The sequence below is a fragment of the Brevundimonas sp. FV1ye4L genome (assembly GCF_058681255.1).
The window spans coordinates 2,645,956-2,659,336 of sequence record NZ_CM178734.1 but is presented as its reverse complement, the minus strand read 5'-3'; the positions used below and the strand labels follow the sequence as shown (position 1 = coordinate 2,659,336).

General features: G+C 66.6%; 14 protein-coding genes and 1 tRNA gene. 6 read left to right on the top strand and 9 right to left on the bottom strand.

Annotated elements, in window-relative coordinates; genetic code table 11:
- Positions 1–20: 20 nt before the first annotated feature.
- Positions 21–1,163 (top strand): N-acetyltransferase, encoded by a 1,143-nt coding sequence (locus ACW17X_RS12810; protein ID WP_492100468.1) that lies wholly within the window; start codon positions 21–23, stop codon positions 1,161–1,163.
- Positions 1,164–1,185: 22 nt separating this feature from the next.
- On the opposite strand, the gene mscL is transcribed toward ACW17X_RS12810, so the two are convergent.
- The 7 genes from mscL to aroA all read right to left on the bottom strand — a co-directional run bounded on the left by mscL (position 1,186) and on the right by aroA (position 6,662).
- Complete coding sequence (gene mscL, locus ACW17X_RS12805; RefSeq protein WP_492097927.1) at positions 1,186–1,608, bottom strand: large-conductance mechanosensitive channel protein MscL; 423 nt, start codon at positions 1,606–1,608, stop codon at positions 1,186–1,188.
- 23 nt (positions 1,609–1,631) lie between these two features.
- Entirely contained in the window at positions 1,632–1,922 is a 291-nt protein-coding gene (locus ACW17X_RS12800; RefSeq protein ID WP_492097925.1) for an integration host factor subunit beta, read from the bottom strand.
- Positions 1,923–2,215: 293 nt separating this feature from the next.
- Positions 2,216–3,919, bottom strand: a complete 1,704-nt coding sequence (gene rpsA / locus ACW17X_RS12795) for a 30S ribosomal protein S1 (RefSeq protein ID WP_492097923.1) — start codon at positions 3,917–3,919, stop codon at positions 2,216–2,218.
- Between the two features lie 159 nt (positions 3,920–4,078).
- Complete coding sequence (cmk, locus tag ACW17X_RS12790; protein WP_492097921.1) at positions 4,079–4,723, bottom strand: (d)CMP kinase; 645 nt, start codon at positions 4,721–4,723, stop codon at positions 4,079–4,081.
- On the bottom strand, positions 4,723–5,031 hold the full coding sequence (locus tag ACW17X_RS12785) for an addiction module antidote protein (RefSeq protein WP_492097919.1): 309 nt from the start codon (positions 5,029–5,031) through the stop codon (positions 4,723–4,725). Before ACW17X_RS12785 ends, cmk begins: the two co-directional genes overlap by 1 nt.
- Entirely contained in the window at positions 5,021–5,347 is a 327-nt protein-coding gene (locus ACW17X_RS12780; RefSeq protein WP_492097917.1) for a type II toxin-antitoxin system RelE/ParE family toxin, read from the bottom strand. The genes ACW17X_RS12785 and ACW17X_RS12780 overlap by 11 nt, the downstream gene beginning before the upstream one ends.
- Positions 5,348–5,351: 4 nt before the next feature.
- Entirely contained in the window at positions 5,352–6,662 is a 1,311-nt protein-coding gene (gene aroA / locus ACW17X_RS12775) for a 3-phosphoshikimate 1-carboxyvinyltransferase (RefSeq protein ID WP_492097915.1), read from the bottom strand.
- A 124-nt stretch (positions 6,663–6,786) separates the two neighbouring features.
- On the opposite strand from aroA, the gene ACW17X_RS12770 reads away from it, so the two are divergent.
- The 3 genes from ACW17X_RS12770 to ACW17X_RS12760 all read left to right on the top strand — a co-directional run bounded on the left by ACW17X_RS12770 (position 6,787) and on the right by ACW17X_RS12760 (position 8,701).
- Positions 6,787–7,245: a TIGR02300 family protein gene (locus ACW17X_RS12770; protein WP_492097913.1), complete on the top strand. Its 459-nt coding sequence runs from the start codon at positions 6,787–6,789 to the stop codon at positions 7,243–7,245.
- Between the two features lie 223 nt (positions 7,246–7,468).
- A tRNA-Ala gene (locus tag ACW17X_RS12765) sits at positions 7,469–7,544 on the top strand.
- Between the two features lie 80 nt (positions 7,545–7,624).
- On the top strand, positions 7,625–8,701 hold the full coding sequence (locus ACW17X_RS12760; protein WP_492097911.1) for a mechanosensitive ion channel family protein: 1,077 nt from the start codon (positions 7,625–7,627) through the stop codon (positions 8,699–8,701).
- Between the two features lie 20 nt (positions 8,702–8,721).
- Here the strand turns inward: ACW17X_RS12760 and ACW17X_RS12755 are convergent, their stop codons facing one another.
- Complete coding sequence (locus ACW17X_RS12755; protein WP_492097909.1) at positions 8,722–10,860, bottom strand: malate synthase G; 2,139 nt, start codon at positions 10,858–10,860, stop codon at positions 8,722–8,724.
- A 239-nt stretch (positions 10,861–11,099) separates the two neighbouring features.
- Here ACW17X_RS12755 and ACW17X_RS12750 point away from each other — a divergent pair, with 239 nt between their 5' ends.
- Positions 11,100–11,474, top strand: a complete 375-nt coding sequence (locus ACW17X_RS12750; protein WP_492088253.1) for a hypothetical protein — start codon at positions 11,100–11,102, stop codon at positions 11,472–11,474.
- A gap of 21 nt (positions 11,475–11,495) precedes the next feature.
- On the opposite strand, the gene ACW17X_RS12745 is transcribed toward ACW17X_RS12750, so the two are convergent.
- Positions 11,496–11,651 carry a hypothetical protein gene (locus ACW17X_RS12745; protein WP_492097907.1) on the bottom strand — a complete coding sequence of 52 codons (156 nt, stop codon included), beginning with the start codon at positions 11,649–11,651 and terminating at the stop codon, positions 11,496–11,498.
- A gap of 206 nt (positions 11,652–11,857) precedes the next feature.
- On the opposite strand from ACW17X_RS12745, the gene ACW17X_RS12740 reads away from it, so the two are divergent.
- On the top strand, positions 11,858–13,375 hold the full coding sequence (locus ACW17X_RS12740) for a tetratricopeptide repeat protein (RefSeq protein WP_492097905.1): 1,518 nt from the start codon (positions 11,858–11,860) through the stop codon (positions 13,373–13,375).
- Positions 13,376–13,381 lie beyond the last annotated feature (6 nt).

The window sequence follows — 13,381 nt, the reverse complement described above, 5'->3', positions numbered from 1 at the left end:
GGGAGACAGCACCGTTGCCTGTGCGGCCTATCCGTCGATCCGACTATGAGGCCCTGAATCGGCTGCACCGACAGGTGGGCTGGCCCGAGCGGTCGCATGCCGGGTGGCGCTGGCTCGAACAGAATCCGGCGCGGCTGGACATCAACGCCCCGGTCGGCTGGGTCGTCACAGATGTGAACGATGCGCCCGTCGCCATGCTGGGCAATCTGATCCAACGGTTTCGCCGGGGCGACCGGGTGCTGCACGGGGCGACCGGCTTTTCCATCATCGTGCCGCCCCAGCACAAGGGCGCCAGCCGGCCGCTGATCGAAGCCTTGCTGGCCCAGCCGGATCTGTTCGCCCGTTACACCCTGAACGCCAATGCGCGCTCGGCGCCCCTGTACCGACTGTTCGGACTAAAGCCCGGCCCGACGCCGACCCATGCGCTGAAACTGGCGTGGGCGGTCGATCGCCTGGCCTGTCTGAAAGGCCGTCTGCTGCGGACACTGCTGGGCCATGTCTCGGCGGAGACCGCGCGGCGGTTGGGCGAGCGGCTGATGAACCCGCGCCTGTTCCGCCCCGCTCGGCTGAGCCTGCCGGCGGATGTGGTGATGGTGCGCGACATCGGCGGGACGGTCTATGCCGACTTCTGGCGCGACCTGGCGGCCGAGGGACGGCTGCTGGCGGATCGCAGCCCCGAGGTGCTGAACTGGCGGCTTTCAGATCCGGACCAGACCTTGCCGCCGATCCTGCTGGGCCTCATGCGCGAGGGACAGCTGGTCGGGATGGCCGAAGCCCTGATGACCAAGACCAGCCTGATCGAACCACCCTGTCTCGACATCATCGATCTGGTGGCGCTGAAGAGCGCGCCCCAGGCGATCGAAACCCTGGCGACCTGTCTGATCGCCAACGCCCGCACCCTGGGCGCGGCCAAGGTGCGGCTGCAGGTCACGACGCCGGAAATCCTGGATCAACTGGGGGCCTTGCCGCCCAAGGCGCGGCGCGAGGGCGGATGGGGCCACTGCCACGCCATCGTCGAGGATCCCGAACTGGCGCGGGCCTGGTCGCCGACGCCGTTCGACGGCGACTACGCCATCTGCGCCCGCGCCGTACCTTTGCCCCGCGCCTGGCGCACGCCGGTGCGAGGCCAGACGGCATCTTCAGGCGGGTTGGGGCTGGCCTAGAGACGAGGCCGAAATAGGGGGATCAGGCGCCGGGGCGCGATTTCAGCGCGTCGCGGATTTCGATCAGCAGGGCTTCGGTCGCGGTCGGCGCGGAGGGGGTCGGATCGGGCTTGGCCGCCTCCTGGCGACGCAGGGTGTTGATCCCCTTGACCAACATAAAGACGACGAAGGCGACGATCAGGAACTGGATCACCGTATTGGCGAAGGCGCCGTACTGGATCGCGACCTTTTCCACCGCCTCGGTCGCCGGGTTTTCCGGGCGCAGAACCCATTCCAGTTCGGAAAAATCGACGCCGCCGGTCAGCAGGCCGATCGGGGGCATGACCACCTGATCGACCAAGCTTTTTACAATGCCGTTGAAGGCCGCGCCGATGATCACCCCCACGGCCAGATCGACGACGTTTCCCTTGACCGCAAACTCGCGGAATTCGGACAGAAGGCTCATGGGGTCGCTCAGTCTTTAGAGGTTCAGGCGTCGCCGGACGCGTTCAGACGCTCGCGCAGTTCCTTGCCGCTCTTGAAGAAGGGCACGGCCTTGGCCGGCACGTCCACCGTCTCGCCGGTGCGCGGATTGCGGCCCAGACGCGCCGGGCGGGACCGCACCGAAAAGGCGCCGAAACCGCGCAGTTCGACCCGACCGCCGTCAGCGAGGGCGCCGGTCATCTTGCCGAGGATGACATTCACCAGCCGCTCCACCTCCGCGTGGGTCAGGTGGGTGTTCTCGGCCGCCAGTTTCTCGATCAGTTCGGACTTGATCATCAGGGCCCCTGCCAGCGCGTGATCGACGGGTCAGCGCCCGCCGAGGATCCAGGCGCTCACCCTAACCCCCGCTGGGCGCGGGAAAAAGCCCTTATCCACCAAGGATAGGCGGCATTCGCACGATTTATGTGCGGTTCCGCGCACTCGCATGCGTCAAAAAGAGAAAAAGGCGGCGGGATTGCTCCCGCCGCCCTTCAGTCTTTCTACGCTACCGCGAAGCACGCGGCGCTCCGCTGCGTGAGCGAAGCCCTTGCGCCGCCACAGAGCGCCGAGGCGCTCTGCGGCTCTAGCGCTTAGTCCTTGGTGCCGGCGTTCTTCAGCGCGGCGCCCAGGATGTCGCCCAGCGAAGCCCCGGAGTCGGACGAGCCGAACTGTTCGATGGCTTCCTGTTCGTCCTTCATTTCCAGCGCCTTGATCGACACCGAGACGCGGCGCGAGGCCTTGTCCACGGCGGTGATCATCGCGTCGATGCGATCGCCGACGGCGAAGCGTTCCGGACGTTGCTCGTTACGGTCGCGCGACAGGTCCGACTTGCGAACGAAGGCCGTGACCGGCGCGTCGTCTTCACCGAACTTGACCTCGATGCCGCCCGACTCGATCGACGAGACGGTGACGGTGATCTGCTGGCCGCGGCGATAGGTGTCGCCTTCGCCGATCGGATCGCCGCCCAGCTGCTTGATGCCCAGCGAGACGCGTTCTTTCTCGACATCGACGTCCAGGACCTTGGCCTTGACCATCTCGCCCTTGCGGTAGCGCTGGATGGCTTCTTCACCCGAGACCGACCAGTCGAGGTCGGACAGGTGCACCATGCCGTCGATGTCGTTGTCCAGGCCGATGAACAGGCCGAACTCGGTGGCGTTCTTGACTTCGCCCTCGACGGTCGAGCCGATCGGGTTGTTGGCGACGAAGGCGTCCCACGGATTGTCCTGAGCCTGCTTCAGGCCCAGCGAGATGCGGCGCTTGGAGGCGTCGACGTCCAGGACGACCACGTCCACTTCCTGAGAGGTGGAGACGATCTTGCCCGGATGGACGTTCTTCTTGGTCCAGGACATTTCCGAGACGTGCACCAGGCCCTCGACCCCGGCTTCCAGCTCCACGAAGGCGCCGTAGTCGGTGATGTTGGTGATGCGGCCCGTGTACTTGGCGCCGACCGGATACTTGGCTTCCACGCCGTCCCAGGGGTCCGACTGCAGTTGCTTCATGCCCAGCGAGATCCGCTGGGTGTCCGGGTTGATCTTGACGATCTGGACCTTGACGCTGTCGCCGACGGCGAGAACCTGCGACGGGTGCGAGACGCGCTTCCACGACATGTCGGTGACGTGCAGCAGGCCGTCGATGCCGCCCAGGTCCACGAACGCGCCGTAGTCGGTGATGTTCTTGACCACGCCTTCGCGGACTTCGCCCTCTTGCAGCTGGCCGACCAGCTCGGTGCGCTGTTCGGCGCGGGCTTCTTCCAGGATGGCGCGACGCGAGACGACGATATTGCCGCGCGGACGGTCCATCTTCAGGATCTGGAACGGTTGTTCCTTGCCCATCAGCGGGCCGACGTCGCGCACCGGGCGGATGTCGACTTGCGAGCCGGGCAGGAAGGCCGAGGCGCCGCCCAGGTCGACGGTGAAGCCGCCCTTGACGCGGCCCACGATGGCGCCGTTGACCGGCTGGCCTTCGGCGAACACAACTTCCAGACGGGTCCAGGCTTCCTCGCGGCGGGCCTTGTCACGGCTGATGACGGCTTCGCCCAGGGCGTTTTCGACGCGCTCGAGGTAGACCTCGACGTTGTCGCCGACCTTCGGCAGCTTGGCGTCTTCGCCCTGGCCGAATTCGCGCATCGAGATGCGGCCTTCGGTCTTCAGGCCGACGTCGATGATGACGATGTCTTTTTCAATGCCGACGACGCGGCCGTGGACCACTTGGCCTTCGCCGAAGTCGCGGCCCTGAAGTTGTTCGTCGAGCAGCGCGGCGAAATCGTCGCGCGAGGGGGAGAGGGTGTCAGTCATGAAGCTGAAAAGCATTCCGTAGGGGCTGTGGCGCGCGACCGGACGGTCCCGCGCGAGGTGGATGTTCAGAATAGGCAGGTCGTCAGGATGCGAGGCCGTTCAGAACGATCAGGACGCCCGCGGAAGCCGAGGGTGGACGCGTTGGATTTGCGAAAAAGGTCAGAGACCGTGTTTCGCGCGCGCCGCCTCGACGATACGGCGGGCCGCATCGAAGGCCGCCTCTATACCCATGTCGGTGGTGTCCAGCAAGACCGCGTCTTCCGCCTGGACCATCGGAGCTGACCCGCGACCGGCGTCGCGCTCGTCGCGACGCTGGATATCAGCCAGCATCTCGTCGAAGCCGATGTCGAAACCGCGGGCCGTCAGCTGTTTCCAGCGGCGGTCGGCGCGGGTCTCGGGCGCGGCGGTGACGAACAGTTTGGCCGGGGCGTCCGGGGCGATCACCGTGCCGATGTCGCGCCCGTCCAGAACCGCGCCCCCGGCCTGGGCCGCGAAGGCCTGTTGCAGGTCCAGCAGGGCCGCGCGGACGCCGGGATGGCCGGCGACGCGACTGGCGGCCTCGCCCGCCTCGCCGGTGGTCAAGCGGGGATCATCGGACACCTCGGCGGCGTCAAGCGAACGGGCGACCTGGGTCGCGGCCCCCTCGTCGTCCAGCGAACCGCCGGCCTCCAGCAGTTTGACGCCCACGGCGCGGTATAGCAGGCCGGTATCCAGATGCGGCAGGCCATAGGTCCGCGCCAGCCGCGCGGCGATGGTGCCCTTGCCCGAGGCGGCCGGGCCGTCGACGGCGATGATCAGCGGCATCAGGCGGCGGAGTCCACGCGAACGGGGGCGAGGCGAAGACCCAGGGCCTGCATCACCTTGAATATGGTCGAAAGCTCGGGCCGTCCCTCCTCGCTGAGCGCGCGATACAGGGCCGTGCGCGACAGGTCGGCGTCCCGCGCCATCTGGGTCATGCCCTTGGCCCGCGCCACGACGCCCAGGGCGTTGGTAATCAGACGGGGATCCCCAAGCTCGGCGGCGGACTCGAACGAAGCCACCAGAAACTCCTCGACCGCATCAGGCGTATCGAGGAAGTCGGCCGCGTCGAAGGGAACAGTCTCAATCGGCATGTCTCAACTCTCTCGCCAGAATCAGCGCCGCCTCGATGTCCCGCTTTTGGGACGACTTATCGCCGCCTCCGAGCACGACGACCCAGGTGCGGTTTCGCTGAAACGCATACACCCGATAGCCGGGGCCGACGTCGATCCGCAGTTCGCTGACGCCTTCCCCGACAGGTTTGACGTCGCCCCAGTGTCCAAACTGAAGCCGGGTCAGCCGGTCGGCGATCCTGGCGAGCGCTCGTGCGTCTCGCAGTCTTGAACGCCAACTCACGAACTGCGCCGTCAGTTCTATCGTAACGCCCGCATTGTCGTCTATAGGCGACATTTCGTCAAGAGATCCGCCCACCCAGACCGTTCATCATCTCGACAAAGCCCGGGAAGCTGGTGGCGATCATGCCCGGTTCGTCGACCGACACCGGCTGGTCGGCGGCCAGGCCCAGGACCAGATGGCTCATGGCGATCCGGTGATCGTGGGCGGTGTGGACGGTCGCGCCGCCCGGAACCGAGGCGGCGCCCGTGACGATGAAGCCTTCCGGTTCTTCCTCCACCCGGACCCCGCAGGCGCGCAGGCCCTCGACCATCAGCGAGATCCGGTCGCTTTCCTTGACCCGCATCTCGCCCACGCCCCGCATGACGGTGACGCCTTCAGCAAAGGCCGCCGTGGCGGCCAGGATCGGGTATTCGTCGATCATCGAGGCGGCGCGCGCTTCCGGCACGACCACGCCTTTCAGGACCGAATGACGGGCGGTGATGTCGCCGACATCCTCGCCGCCGGCCTGACGCCGGTTGGTGATGGTCAGGTCGGCGCCCATTTCGATCCAGGTGTCGAACAGGCCGGTACGCAGCGGGTTCAGCATCACCCCCTCGACCGTCACCACCGAGCCCGGAACCACCAGGCCCGCCGCCAGCGGGAAGGCGGCCGAGGACGGATCGCCCGGCACGGCGACGAAGGTTCCGGTCAGGGCCTGGCCGCCTCTCAGCGTGACCGTCCAGCCGTCGCCCACCTCTTCCACGCCGACCTCGGCGCCGAAGGCGCGCAGCATCCGTTCGGTGTGGTCGCGGCTCTTTTCCGGCTCCGTCACCGAGGTGACGCCCTGGGCGTTCAGCCCGGCCAGCAGGATGGCCGACTTGACCTGGGCCGAGGCCACGGTCTGCACATAGTGGATCGCCGTCAGCGTCCCGCCGGTCAGGGCCACCGGGAGCCGGTCCTCGGCCGCCTGCCACTCGAACCGGGCGCCCATGTCGGCCAGCGGGCCGGTGACGCGCTTCATCGGCCGTTTCCGCAGCGAGGCGTCGCCGTCGAAGGTGGCCGTCAGCGCATAGCCGGCGCCCCCCCCCATCAGCAGGCGCACACCGGTGCCGGCGTTGCCGCAGTCGATCACGGACACGGGCGTCTTGAAGCCGCCCGCCCCTTCGATCCGCCACTTCCCGTCGCCCGTCCGCTGAACCTTGGCGCCGAAGGCTTCGACCGCACGGGCGGTGGCCAGGACGTCGTCGCCTTCCAGCAAACCCTCGACCTCGGTGACGCCGGAGGCCATGCCGCCCAGAATCATCGAGCGGTGTGACATCGACTTGTCGCCGGGCGCGCGAACCGTTCCGGCAAGGGCGTCAGAGCGTCTGGAAGTCAGTTGAGACGGCATATTCACCCGCTTCAGGCTGTGTTGGGGAGGGAGCCGCGCGGGCCGCACGAAAGACAGCTTTTGACAGCGGCTCCTAGGGGTGGCAAGGGACCGCCCCGAATTCAACCCGTTGAAGGTTCCAAACGTGGCCAATCCCGAACTGGGCGCCAAACAGGTTTGCCCGAACTGCCAGGCTAAGTTCTACGACCTGAACCGCCGCCCCGCCCACTGCCCCAAATGCGGCACGGACTTCGATCCCGAAGAGGCGCTGAAGCTGCGCAGCCGTCGTGTCCGCCCCGGCTATCCCGCCGACGACGAGGACACGGACGATCAGGTCAAGGACAAGAAGGCCGAGTCCGACGAGGACGAGGAAGAAGAGATCCGGGCCCCCGAAATCGACGAGGAAGGCCACGAGCCGATCCTCACGCCTGACGACGACGACGACACCCCCGCCGACGCTTCGGAAGAAGCCGGCATGGGCGCCACCGACGGCGACGACGACGATCTGGGCGACGATGACGACGACTCCGTACCCTTCATCGAAGACGACGACGATGATTCCATCGACGACGAGATCGCCAAGCCGTCGCGCGACGACGACTGATCTTTTTTGTTGCGTCCGCCGCGTTTCCCTTTAGGGAGACGCGGCAGGCGGACAGCCTTTCAGATCCACGTTGGATTTGAAATCGCTGCTGTTTTTCACATCCGGAACCGATGTGAAAATAAATGTCGAAACGGGCTTGATCGAAAAAAAGCTCTGACATAGGTTCCGCCGCCTCGCCGGGGGCCATCGCAAGATGAACCGGGCGAACCAGACCGCAAGGTCCGGGGCTTTAGCTCAGTTGGTAGAGCGCTTGCATGGCATGCAAGAGGTCAGCGGTTCGACTCCGCTAAGCTCCACCAGTTTCCAGAAGCCCGGCTGTGAAAACAGCCGGGCTTCGTTGCATCTGGAACCTGAGCGGTTCGCCGCGCGCTTGCGCCCCATGACGTCTCCACTCCAGGCCGGCCTCGAAACCATCGACGACACCCAGATCATTCGCGTGGCGGGGGCCAGCGTCACGATCGGCGGCCTGGTCAGCGGCCTGGTCATACTGCTGGTCGCCCTGATCCTGAGCCGGCTGGTGACCCGGGCCTTGCGACGGGTGCGCGAACGCTCGGAACGCAGTCGGCAGGTCCTGTATCTGCTGGAGCGGCTGGCCGGTTACGCCATCATCATCGTCGGCCTCATGTCGGCCCTGTCGGCGGCGGGGCTGAACCTGTCGTCGCTGGCGGTCTTCGCCGGCGCCCTGGGCATAGGCGTGGGTCTGGGCCTGCAAGGCGTGGTCAAGGAGTTCGTGTCCGGCCTGTTCCTGATCTTCGACCGGATGGTGTCGGTCGGGGACTATATCGAGATCGAGGATATCGACATACGCGGCGCGATCATGGAGATCGGGCCGCGCGCGACGCGGGTGCGGACCAATGACAACGTCAATGTCCTGGTGCCGAACTCACGCTTCATCGAACAGCCGGTAACCAACTGGACGCTGAAGGGCGACACCCGGCGCATCCACATCCCCTTCGCCGTCGCCTATGGGTCGGACCGGGGCAGGGTGCGCGAAGCGGTTCTGGCCTGCGCGCGGGCCAGCCCCTTCACCCTGCCCGAGACCGAGGCGCGCAAGAGCCAGGTCTGGCTTGTGGGGTTTGGCGACAAGGGGCTGGAGTTCGAACTGCTGGTCTGGCCCACGCGCGAGGCGGTCAAACGGCCGGCGGCCATGCACGCGGCCTATACCTGGCTGATCGCCGACGCCCTGGACGGGGCCGGGATCGAGGTGCCCTTCCCCCAGACCGACCTGCGCATCCGCAGCGCCTTCGGCCTGGAAGGCGACGACGCCCTGGGGCGGCTGGGTTACGGCCGAGAGGCTGGTCCAGCGGCGGCGCAGCCCCCCGCGCGTCCGGCCCAGCCCTCTGTCTCCGCTTCGGGCGCCAGCAACGACGCTGCCGAGGACCTGATGATGGCCGAAGACGAGGACGGTCCCCTGGAACCCGCGCCCGGCCTGCCGCCGGGACGGACGGGGGGTTAGCGCTCCACCGATTTCCGCCCTCAGTGTGCAGCCTTGGCCTTCAGCCGGTAGGCGTGGAGCAGCGGCTCGGTATAGCCGCTCGGCTGGTCCACGCCCTCGAACACCAGGGCGCGGGCCGCCTGGTAGGCCAGGCTGGCGTCCGGATCCGGCGCCATGGGGCGATAGAGGGGATCTCCGGCGTTCTGGGCGTCGACCTTGGCCGCCATGCGCAGGAAGGCCGCATCCACCTGATCAGGGGTGCAGACGCCGTGCAGCAGCCAGTTGGCGATATGCTGCGAGCTGATCCGCAAGGTCGCGCGATCCTCCATCAGGCCGATGTCGTGGATGTCGGGCACCTTGGAACAGCCGACCCCCTGGTCGATCCAGCGGACGACATAGCCGAGGATGCCCTGGGCGTTGTTGTCCAGCTCGGCCGCCACCTCGTCCTCGGACCAGTTGATCCCATCGGCCAGGGGCGGGGTCAGCAGGGCGTCGAGACCCGGCGTCGGGCGGGTCGCCACCTCGGTCTGGACCGCGAAGACGTCCACCGCGTGATAGTGAAGCGCGTGCAAAGTGGCGGCGGTCGGCGACGGGGTCCAGGCGGTGTTGGCGCCGGTCCTCGGGTGGGCGATCTTCTGCTCCAACATGTCGGCCATCCGGTCGGGCGCGGCCCACATGCCCTTGCCGATCTGAGCCTTGCCCGACAGGCCGCATTTCAGGCCGATGGCGACGTTGCGCGCCTCATAGGCCGTGATCCAGGCGCTGGACTTGATGTCGGCCTTTCGCACCACCGGCCCGGCCTGCATGGCGGTGTGGATCTCGTCGCCGGTGCGGTCCAGGAAGCCGGTGTTGATGAAGACAATCCGGTCCTTCACCGCGTGGATACAGGCCGCCAGATTGGCCGAGGTGCGGCGTTCCTCGTCCATCACCCCGACCTTGATCGTGTGACGCGGCAGGGCCAGCAGATCCTCGACCGCGTCGAACAGCCGGTCGGTGAAGCCCGCCTCGTCCGGCCCGTGCATCTTCGGCTTGACGATATAGACCGATCCGGTCGCGCTGTTGCCGAAGGCCCCGAGCCCTTTGATGTCGTAAAGCGCGATCAGGCTGGTGACGACGGCGTCCATGATGCCCTCGGGCGCGTCCGAGCCGTCGGCCAGACGGATGGCGGGCGTGGTCATCAGATGGCCGACGTTGCGCACGAACAGCAGGCTGCGGCCCTTCAGGGTCACGTCGCCGCCGTGGGGCGCGGTCCAGCGACGGTCGGGCTCCAGCGCGCGGGTCAGGGTCTCGCCGCCCTTCTTGAAGGTCGCGGCCAGGTCGCCGCGCATCAGGCCAAGCCAGTTGCGATAGGCCTCGACCTTGTCGGCGGCGTCCACAGCCGCAACCGAGTCTTCCAGATCGACAATGGTGGTCAGGGCCGATTCCAGCACGACGTCGGCCAGGCCCGCCGGATCGGCGGCGCCGACCGGGTGGGACGGGTCGATCACCAGTTCGATGTGCAGCCCGTGGTGCGCCAGCAGAATGGAAGCAGGTGAGGCCGCGTCTCCGGCGAAGCCGACGAACTGGGCCGGGTCCTTGAGAGCGGGGGCCAGGGCGCCGTCGACCACCGACCAGCCGGCGACGTCGGCGTGCGACCCTTCGGCCAGGGGCGCCGCCTCATCCAGAAACGCCTTGGCGCGGACGACGACACGCGCGCCGCGCGCCGCGTCATAGCCGCCGCCGGTCGGCAGGTCGCCCAGCGCGTCCGTGCCGTACAGGGCGTCATACAGGCTGCCCCAGCGGGCGTTGGCGGCGTTCAGCAGGAAGCGGGCATTCAGCACCGGCACGACCAGTTGCGGCCCCGCCATCCGGGCGATCTCGGCGTCCACCCCGGTCGTGCCGATGACGAAGGGCGCCGGCTCCTCGACCAGATAGACGATCTCGCGCAGGAAGGCCTGGGAGGCGGCCACATCATACGGCTGCCCCCGACGCGCGTCGTGCCAGTCGTCGATCCGGGCCTGAAGGTCATCACGCCGGGCCAGCAGGGCGCGGTTCTCCGGCGCGAACCGGTCAAAAACGGCCGCCACGCCCGACCAGAAGCCCGCAGCCGCCAGCCCCAGTCCCGGAAGCACGTCTTGTTCGATCAGGGCCACGAGCTCGGCCGCGACCTTCAATCCGGCGCGATCTTCATAGGTGGTCATGGCGGCCCTTCTCCGGCGACGGCCGGGCTGTAACAATGCGTGATCACGTAAGCCGACCACGCCAGGCTTCGCAAGGGTCACGTCGCGTCAGCCCCTTCGCTTTTCGTCGAATGGAGAAATCCGGCGCCGCCGTCGGTCACAAAGGCTTAACCGCGTCCGTGAACCGGACCTCAAGCGAACTGTCCTAAATCTGACGACACGGACGACATCGCGTCCGGCTCGCTGGAAGCGTTTCGCCCATGCTGTTTCTTCTGAACGACGTCGTGTTCGATCTGGACGAGGCCTGCCCGGTCACGCCCGCCGACGCGCGCCGGTTCGAGAAGCTGGGCTTCGACTATGTGCTGGAGCTGGGCTGCGAACTGTTCGCCGAGGATCCGCTGCTTCACCGCAACGACCCCGACCGCGCCCGCCGTCTGGCCTGGCTGATCGCCGAGCGCAGCCCGGACGTCAACGCGGCCCTGTTCGCGGCGCCCGCCGCCGCCTGCAACCCCGATCTTGTCGAGCCGCGCTTCTGCACCCTGCCCGACGCGGTCATGGGCCAGTTGCACGACAAGGGCCGGCGCCTGGACGCGATCGCCGCCGACCGCGCCGTCTGGAACCGTCTCGCCGCCTGAGGCGACCGCCTTAAACCGCCGTCAGAACGCCGTGAACACCAGGTGCACGACGGTGGCGACGGCGAAGATGAAGCCGAAGCCCATCACCAATCCCAAAGCCGGGTGCATCTTTTGGGGGCGTTCAATGCGCGAGCGGTCGAGACCGGAGACGCGGTCTTCAGGATGGATCACTGCCATCGTCTTTTCCTTTCCCTATGGTCCCGGTTTGATCCGGGAGGGGAGCGTCGGGCTCTGACGGCCTGATCGTCCTCCGACCCGACAATGACTCCAATAGCCCCTTATGGCGAGGGGTTATTTGATGTGGCGCAAATGGGGGTTTGAGCTGGACGGCACCCGCTCGGATTGCAAGACTGCGTCCGTCAACGACAGTGCGAGGTGGGGCCGTGACGTTCGTGAACCTTTGGCGTGCCGCCGTCATCTCCGTGGCGGGTTTTTTTGTACTGGCCACGTCGGCCGTAGCAGAATGGAAACGCGCCGACACGCCGCGCTTCATCGTCTATAGCGATGGCGATACGGGCCAGCTTCGCGACGCCGCCTTACAGCTGGAGCTTTATGAAAGCGCATTGCGGCTGCTGCACCAGTTGGACCCCAACGACGCGCCGAAACACCGTATCGCCATCTATCTGGTGCGCAATCACGACGGATTGATCGCCGTAGAGCCAGGCCTGCCAGAGGTGGCGGGCTTCTATCAGGCCACGAATGACGAGATTTTCGCCCTGGCCATCCGCGAGCGCCGCGACCAGACGACCCTGCTTCACGAATACGCCCACCATTTCATGATCGGCTCGTTCGCCACCGGCTTTCCGTCGTGGTTCGTCGAAGGTTACGCTGAGTATTTCGCCAGCGCCCAATTACAGCCGCGCCGCATGGTGGTGGGCGAGGTCAACCGGGGGCGCGGCGACTGGCTATCATACGGCCAGTGGCTGCCGCTGCAGCTGATCCTCACCCGACGCCCATTCGAGTTCCAGCACCCGAAAGCCGTATCGATGTATTATGCGCAGTCATGGCTGCTCACCCATTGGTTCCTGTCGAACCCTGCGCGGATGCCGATCCTGTACGCCTATATCGGAAAGCTACGCGCGGGCATGGACCCGATCGAGGCGATGGAGTCGGCGTCAGGCATGACGATCGCTCAACTGGATCGACAACAGAGGGAATACGCCCGTCAAAGAATGGCGATCAAGATCATCACCGGAGACCAGTTTCCCCAGCCGGACGTGCGGATTTCGGAGGTGTCTGCGGGCGAGAGCGCGCTGATGTTGCTGGGGCTCAAACTGTCCTCCACATCTGGCGCGGACACCTCCCTGCTGGACGATATCCGTCGTCGGGTCGCTTCCTATCCAGACGACAGGTTCGCCCAGCTCCTGCTGGCCCGCGCGGAACTACGCCAGGGCGACAAGGGCGTGGCGCGCAATCTGCTGGAACAGAGGCTATCGGCCTCGCCCGAAGACGTGGACGTGCTGCGCCTTCTGGGCGAAACCATGTGGGAACAGGCTCGAGACGACCCCGCCCAGGCCCTGGCCCTAGTCCGGGACGCGCGCCGCCATCTGGCCAAGGCCTATCAGATAGCGCCGGACGACTATCGCACCCTGATGCTGTTGGCGGAAACGCGCCAGGTCGCGCCGAACTATCCTACGGACAACGACATGGAGACGCTGCTGGCGGGCCTGGATTTGGCGCCTCAGGTTGCTACGATCCGCATCATGGCGGCTCAAGCGCATGCGCGGCGTGATGAATATGTCGAGGCCATCGACCTGTTGCAGCCCTTAGCGTCCAGCCCACATGCCAGCGAGGCGACCGCCATGGCACGCCGGCTGATCACAGGATACAGGCTAAGGCTGAAGAGCGGTGACCCGCAAGGTGAGGCAGAAGACATCGTGGCAGAACCGGCGGCGGAGTGACTTTCT

What these genes read in the sequence shown, in the direction of transcription:
- mscL (WP_492097927.1), bottom strand. Translation starts at nt 1,608, where the DNA reads ATGAGCCTTCTGTCCGAATTCCGCGAGTTTGCGGTCAAGGGAAACGTC.
- ACW17X_RS12800 (WP_492097925.1), bottom strand. Translation starts at nt 1,922, where the DNA reads ATGATCAAGTCCGAACTGATCGAGAAACTGGCGGCCGAGAACACCCAC.
- rpsA (WP_492097923.1), bottom strand. Translation starts at nt 3,919, where the DNA reads ATGACTGACACCCTCTCCCCCTCGCGCGACGATTTCGCCGCGCTGCTC.
- cmk (WP_492097921.1), bottom strand. Translation starts at nt 4,723, where the DNA reads ATGCCGCTGATCATCGCCGTCGACGGCCCGGCCGCCTCGGGCAAGGGC.
- ACW17X_RS12785 (WP_492097919.1), bottom strand. Translation starts at nt 5,031, where the DNA reads ATGCCGATTGAGACTGTTCCCTTCGACGCGGCCGACTTCCTCGATACG.
- ACW17X_RS12780 (WP_492097917.1), bottom strand. Translation starts at nt 5,347, where the DNA reads ATGTCGCCTATAGACGACAATGCGGGCGTTACGATAGAACTGACGGCG.
- aroA (WP_492097915.1), bottom strand. Translation starts at nt 6,662, where the DNA reads ATGCCGTCTCAACTGACTTCCAGACGCTCTGACGCCCTTGCCGGAACG.
- ACW17X_RS12760 (WP_492097911.1), top strand. Translation starts at nt 7,625, where the DNA reads ATGACGTCTCCACTCCAGGCCGGCCTCGAAACCATCGACGACACCCAG.
- ACW17X_RS12755 (WP_492097909.1), bottom strand. Translation starts at nt 10,860, where the DNA reads ATGACCACCTATGAAGATCGCGCCGGATTGAAGGTCGCGGCCGAGCTC.
- ACW17X_RS12750 (WP_492088253.1), top strand. Translation starts at nt 11,100, where the DNA reads ATGCTGTTTCTTCTGAACGACGTCGTGTTCGATCTGGACGAGGCCTGC.
- ACW17X_RS12745 (WP_492097907.1), bottom strand. Translation starts at nt 11,651, where the DNA reads ATGGCAGTGATCCATCCTGAAGACCGCGTCTCCGGTCTCGACCGCTCG.